This window comes from Priestia sp. BR_2 (assembly GCF_041954005.1).
Classification (GTDB): domain Bacteria; phylum Bacillota; class Bacilli; order Paenibacillales; family Paenibacillaceae; genus Paenibacillus_AQ; species Paenibacillus_AQ lautus_A.
Window position 1 is genome coordinate 118,363 of sequence record NZ_JAVFHM010000194.1, and the last position, 6,148, is coordinate 124,510.

The 6,148-nt window shown below is 50.0% G+C and carries 5 protein-coding genes; 2 read left to right on the top strand and 3 right to left on the bottom strand.

What is annotated here, in order from left to right; all coding sequences use genetic code 11:
- The first annotated feature begins 86 nt into the window (after positions 1-86).
- Positions 87-677: a hypothetical protein gene (locus RB298_RS15045; RefSeq protein WP_192572430.1), complete on the top strand. Its 591-nt coding sequence runs from the start codon at positions 87-89 to the stop codon at positions 675-677.
- A 119-nt stretch (positions 678-796) separates the two neighbouring features.
- On the opposite strand, the gene RB298_RS15050 is transcribed toward RB298_RS15045, so the two are convergent.
- A complete protein-coding gene (locus tag RB298_RS15050; protein ID WP_486047473.1) occupies positions 797-1,609 on the bottom strand; it encodes a hypothetical protein in 813 nt (270 codons plus the stop codon).
- Positions 1,610-1,792: 183 nt separating this feature from the next.
- Positions 1,793-2,413: a DUF1796 family putative cysteine peptidase gene (locus tag RB298_RS15055; RefSeq protein WP_192572428.1), complete on the bottom strand. Its 621-nt coding sequence runs from the start codon at positions 2,411-2,413 to the stop codon at positions 1,793-1,795.
- Positions 2,414-2,944: 531 nt separating this feature from the next.
- Between RB298_RS15055 and RB298_RS15060 the strand changes: the two genes are divergently transcribed.
- Positions 2,945-4,330 (top strand): MATE family efflux transporter, encoded by a 1,386-nt coding sequence (locus tag RB298_RS15060; RefSeq protein WP_486047474.1) that lies wholly within the window; start codon positions 2,945-2,947, stop codon positions 4,328-4,330.
- A gap of 114 nt (positions 4,331-4,444) precedes the next feature.
- On the opposite strand, the gene RB298_RS15065 is transcribed toward RB298_RS15060, so the two are convergent.
- On the bottom strand, positions 4,445-6,097 hold the full coding sequence (locus RB298_RS15065) for an FAD-dependent oxidoreductase (protein WP_486047475.1): 1,653 nt from the start codon (positions 6,095-6,097) through the stop codon (positions 4,445-4,447).
- Between the last annotated feature and the right edge of the window lie 51 nt (positions 6,098-6,148).

Genomic DNA, 6,148 nt, shown 5'->3' on the forward strand with positions numbered 1-6,148 from the left:
TGCCTCAACTACAATGAAATTAACGAAGGATTTGACGAAATCCGGATTCTATGAATAGTTCATCAATGTATGTGGGGGAAAGCCAAATGTCCGATAACAAAAATATATATGTTCTACTGACTGATACGGGAACGATGTTTACGAAATTGATCAAACGAATCACTGCTGCGCCGTATAATCATGCCTCGCTGGCGCTCGACGAGAACTTGAATGAAGTGTTCAGCTTCGGACGAAAGTGCGCCAACAATCCTTGGGTCGGAGGATTCGTGGAGGAGGATGTGTATGAAGGAACTTTTCGCCACTTCCCCGGCACGCGCTGCGCTCTGCTTCGTCTCGAAGTCACCCCTCAGCAATATGAGGCGGCAAGACGCGTGATCCGGCATTACCAGGATGAAGAGGAAGCCTATGGCTATAATCTCATCGGCATGTTCGGCGTGCTGATGAGACTCGATATTACGAGGGAACGATCCTATTTCTGTTCGCAATTCGTCGCCGAAGCGATGAAGCAAAGCAAAATCCATTTATGGGATCGGCCTTCCTCGGCAGTAACGCCGAATGATTTCTTTCAGCATCCGGCGTTTGAGGTTATCTATGAAGGGATGTTATATGATTATCCGCTGCTCGATCAATCCAGATTGGCCGGATGCCAATACCCTCTCCAAACGGTTGCTCGATGAATTATAAAATGCGAATCTTTATGTTAAACATCGCCCCCTTCTACCCATGGTGGAAGGGGGTTCTTATATCATCGCATTGCCGAAATGCCTCTATATGCTAGGATGGACTCGGTAAAACGTTACCTTAATTGTGCATTAGCGCGCGCGATGACGGACTCGATTTTTTGTTCGTAAGTATGGATGCTTTTCTTTTTGGCCAGGATCTGCCCTGAGAGCGTCAGCAGCCTGGACAGGGCATCGCTGGTTCTGGCGGATTCATTGGCCTTTACGGCGGCTTTGAAATTTTTCCACTCGGTTGTCATTAGTTTATTTGGCGTAGTAATAGCGCTTTTATCGCCTTTGATCTTGCTTTTGTACGGATCGATTTCGGACAGGATGGAACGGACTTTAGCCGCTTTGGAAGTTCTCTCTTTTTTGGCCGCCGTAAGCGCAGCCTGCTTGTTTCGTATATCCTCACGTCCCAAGGCAACCAGGAGCTTCATGCCGCCGGCCTGCGACTGCAGCATTTTGGATAGCGATTTGTCCTTCAGTTTTTTGGCTGCGGCGATTTGTTTATTGAGCGCGGAATAGGTATCAAACAGCGGCTGGTATTTGGATTTGGCTGTTTCGAGCTGATCCTCCAGCCTGCGGATTTTGTCCTTGTCGATTTCGCTGATTCGTTTGCGAGTTTCCGAAGCTTTGGCTTCATTGGCATAACGAAGGGAAGAAATTCGATCGTCCCAATCCATGACCTGTTTCCGTTCCGATTTAAAATCATCGTACTGCTTCTTCAGTTTCAAACGAACGGTTCCGCCGGCCCGGTCTGCCGTGGCATTCAATTGAGCTTGAACCGAATCGGTGAACTCAATGGCTGCAGCATTCGCGAAAGGAATGGGGGTAAGGGTGAGCAGCAGTACCATCGCAAGGATAGAAAACCATAATCTTTTCAACATCATAATCGCTCCTTCTCTTATTATCATTCCAGCCCAGAAGATCAAGCTGGGGAACCTCCGCCAACGACAAAAAACACCCGTTAGAAAGGCGTAATAAACGCCAGACTTACGGGTGCTTCCTTCGTAAGAGTTATTGATTTCTTTTTTGTAAATATACGGGAAAATCCTGGTTTTGTCAAACGTTTATTCCCCTTTCGTGAGCGAAAACCCACCAAGAAGGCTCTTCCACGCATCCGAATTCCCTTCCCAGGTCGCCCCCTTCGGGATTTGTATGATAAGCACGCGATCCGAGAACGAGGGAAGATTTACGATTTGTTCACGGTTGCCAAGCAGGACAAATAACAGGGTTACGTTCGGGTTGGCGTATGTTTCGCGAATAACCTGGTCTATCGTTTCGGCATCCTTTATATGCGGGATGATGCGTACGAGAAGCGTCTTCCGATCCGAATTCAAGCAGCGGTTAAAACGCTCGATTCTTCGATCCAGCCGTTCGCGGAAAGCAGGGTAGTCATATAGCGGCTGCTCCTTCGGGTCGTTCCGGAAGTCGTGGAAGGATAAACAAGAGGATCGTTTGTCGCGTACATAATAACAGTTGACGGATTTACCGTAGATATCCAGGTTTTCCCGGAGCATGAATTCGCTGAATCGATGATGGATGACTTTGCAAAATTCTCGGGTTGAAGCGAAGTTGAACCAGTCCCATGGACCTGCCATGCGACGCAGGTTGTTTCTTCTAAGCTGAGCGGCAACCTGACAGTTGTGCCCCAGGCTGAAAACGGCATCGAACTCTATTTGGGTTGTCATGCTACCAGACCTCCTCCAATCTATCATTTGATATCATATGCAGCTTGATAGAGTTGGTATGGAGTAGTGACCAAGGGAAGGCTTGGGGACCGCCAAATCAGCATTGATGTAAGCCGAGGAGCGGAACACCGCACCCAAAAAACGAAGCGAAAGATGGATGCGCCTCTTTTTTTCATATATTCATATTTTTCCGCGAAAGATGTCATTTGCATCAAAGAGTCCCCGGGTTCAAACCATCATATAAAGGGTTATCACCTGCAAGCTTCAATGAAGCTCCGTTTATCAGCGGTTTACGGTCATTTCCTGTGCCTTGCATTCGTTGACAGAACCCGGGTCTGGTGATATCCTCCAATCAAAGACGGGGTTTATCCGGGATCAAATGAATCCATCCGTATTGTCCCCTTGGCGAGGGAGTGAGCTCTCCCAAGCGACGGTTACGGCAGCCATTTCTAAATACCGTACGTAAGCCTGAAGCTCTTCGCATGAAGAGTTTTTTCTTTTTATATTACAACGAAAAGAATGTGATGACAGATGTTGGTTCGATTACGAACCCGAATGAACGGTTTGCTCAGCAATCATTTATCCGGAGAGTCGATGGACTACCGGCAGATCTTCGCTTTATTTTTCCCGATTTTGATCGACCAGGCGTTTATTATTGGTTTGAACCTGGTCAACACGGCCATGATCAGCTCGTCGGGCGTTTCGGCGGTCAGCGCCGTGAACATGGTGGACTCCTTGAACATCTTCTTGATTAATGTGTTTGTGGCAGTGGCAACCGGGGGCACCGTCGTTGTTGCGCAGTACAAGGGAAGCGGCAACGCGATGATGGTATCCCGGGCATCCGCCGCCACGGTAACTTCGGTGGCGATGATCGCTTTAGCGATCGCGCTGCTGATCATCGGGCTTCACCAGCCGGTGCTGAATCTGCTGTTCGGCTCAGCGTCGCCCGAAGTGCTGGAGAGTGCGCGGATTTATCTGATCGGAAGCAGCACTTCCTTTATCGGGATTGCGATTGTGCAGGCGGTCTGCGGCGCGCTGAGGGGTATCGGCAAGACCCGCGCATCACTGGCGTTGTCGCTGATCATGAACCTGCTCTACGTTCTGCTGAACATCATGTTCATCACGCTGCTGAATATGGGCGTTATGGGCATGACGCTGGCCATCAACATCGCCCGTTTTGCCGGAGCCGCCTGCGCGCTTTATTATCTGTTTAAAGTAGACGCAACGCTGCATATCCGCCTGCGGGACCTGTTTCATTTTCCGATATCGATGCTGCGCAAAATTATGTTTATCGGGCTTCCGTTCGCAGCCGAGCAGATGTTCTTTAACGGAGGAAAGCTGTTAACCCAAGTGTTTATCGTTAGCCTGGGCACGTACGCCATTGCAACGAACGCAATCGGATCTTCGCTTGCGGCCGTCTTTCAGATTCCAGCCAGCGCGTTGTCTTTAACGATTGTGACCGTCGTCGGTCAATGCATCGGCCGCGGTAATATAGCGGATGCCCGGAAGTTCATCAAATCTTTTTTGTGGCTTGGCGCTATCTCGCTGGCCTTGATGGGTTTGATTTTGATGCCGCTCTACCGCCCGCTGGTCGGGTTGTTCAACCCGCCTCCGGAAATCGTGAACGATCTGTTCGTGGTGCTGTTGATTAATACGCTTGTACAGGTTCCGCTATGGTCGATAAGCTTTATTCTGCCATCGGCGCTGCGTGCGGCAGGCGACTCGCGTTTTACGTCGATCACTTCGATGCTGACCATGTGGCTGTTCCGGGTGATTCTCGGTTATATTATGGGGATCGTTCTGGGCTGGAGCATTCTTGGCGTATGGCTGGCCATGAACTGCGAATGGGGCGTACGAGGAGCGATCTTCCTATGGCGCTTCCGCGGCAAGAAATGGTATGCGCATAAACTGATTTAGCCATTATCTATTTCAAATAAAGAAAAAAAGCCCCGCATTGGCAGGGCTTTTTTTATGTTGTTTTGAATAGCAATCCGGTTGTCCATCGATTCAAGGCAGTTTAAGTTGGATCGATTAGAACGGCTTATACACGGACGAGTATGTTTTCCAGCCGCCGTCGAGATTCTTAACCCGAAAGCCGTGCTCGTTCAAAATACGTGCCGCTAAATATCCGCGCAGCCCAACCTGGCAAGTCACATACAGCGTTTCGCTCTCCGGTAGTTCCTTCAGTCGGCTGCGCAGATCGTTAAGGGGGATGTTAATGGAACCTGCGATATAACCGGCTTCCCTTTCCTTAGGTTCGCGAACGTCGATTAAGGTTGCACCGTTTTCAACCAGTTCGTCGATTTCATGCCATTGGACCGTTTCAACCAAGCCATCCAAGATGTTGGCGGCAACATATCCGGCATAGTTAACCGGGTCTTTGGCGGAGGAATAAGGGGGCGCGTAGGAAAGCTCCAGCTCCGTCAAGTCCCATACATTGAGATTTCCCTTGATTGCTGTAGCAATGACATCGATTCGCTTGTCCACGCCATCTGCTCCAATCGCTTGCGCCCCATAGATTTGACCTGTTTCCGGATGGATTAACAGCTTCAAGGAGATGGGATACGCCCCGGGGTAATACCCGGCATGCGACGAAGGGTGAATATGGATGGCGTGAAAAGGTAGGTTCATCTGCTTTAGGCGCTTTTCGTCAACACCTGTCGCAGCAACCGTTAGATCAAATACCTTGGCAATCGACGAACCGAGCGTGCCTTTGTAACGATTGTTTTTACCATAGATATGATCCGCAACCAAGCGTCCCTGCCGATTGGCAGGACCGGCGAGCGGGATAAAGGCCTGGGTCTGAAGGACATAATCCTTTACCTCAATCGCATCGCCGATGGCATAAATGCTCGGGTCGGCGGTCTGCATGTATTCGTTAACTTGAATTCCGCCGCGATCATTGACGGGAAGTCCGGCAGCCGACGCCAGCATGCTCTCTGGCCGAACGCCTATCGAAAGCAACGTCATCTCGGTTGATATTCGTTTGCCGCTGGAAAGCTCGATTTGTTGGCCGCCGTCATGAAATGCTTCTACGCCATCCTCAAGAATCAGACGAACTCTTTTTTCTTTAAGGTGCGACTGAACGATCGCGGCCATTTCGTAATCCAGCGGAGCCATCACCTGGTTGGCCATTTCGACGACTGTAACCTGGACGCCGCGATCCGCCAGATTCTCGGCCATTTCCAGCCCGATAAACCCGCCCCCGACAATAACGGCTTCCTTCGGCTGGACTTCATCCACGTACCGCTTGATTCGGTCGGTGTCCGGGATATTCCGTAACGTGAATACGTTACGAGCTTCGGACAAGCCGGGAATATCCGGCACCACGGGCTTCGCGCCGGGCGACAGGATTAGATAATCATAGCTCTCGGTGTAGGTTTCGCCGGTAGCAAGGTTTTTAATCGTAACCATTTTTTTATCACGCAGAATGGACGTAACTTCGCTGAGATTGCGAATATCCAGCTCGTAGCGGCGGCTAAGGCCGGGTACGGTCTGCACCATAAGCTTATTGCGGTCGGTTATAGTTTCTCCTATATAGTAGGGCAGACCGCAGTTGGCAAACGAAATATATTCCCCGCGTTCCACTAAAACAATGGCAGAGCTCTCATCCAATCTCCGCAGCCTGGCAGCTGCCGAGGCACCACCTGCTACGCCGCCGACAATGACGATTTTTTTGCCCATCGAATATTCCTCCCTGAATTGGTGTAAATTATGAATGGATTATATATACCC

Coding starts and splice junctions, on each gene's coding strand:
- RB298_RS15065 (WP_486047475.1), bottom strand. CDS start 6,097: ATGGGCAAAAAAATCGTCATTGTCGGCGGCGTAGCAGGTGGTGCCTCG.
- RB298_RS15045 (WP_192572430.1), top strand. CDS start 87: ATGTCCGATAACAAAAATATATATGTTCTACTGACTGATACGGGAACG.
- RB298_RS15050 (WP_486047473.1), bottom strand. CDS start 1,609: ATGTTGAAAAGATTATGGTTTTCTATCCTTGCGATGGTACTGCTGCTC.
- RB298_RS15060 (WP_486047474.1), top strand. CDS start 2,945: ATGTTGGTTCGATTACGAACCCGAATGAACGGTTTGCTCAGCAATCAT.
- RB298_RS15055 (WP_192572428.1), bottom strand. CDS start 2,413: ATGACAACCCAAATAGAGTTCGATGCCGTTTTCAGCCTGGGGCACAAC.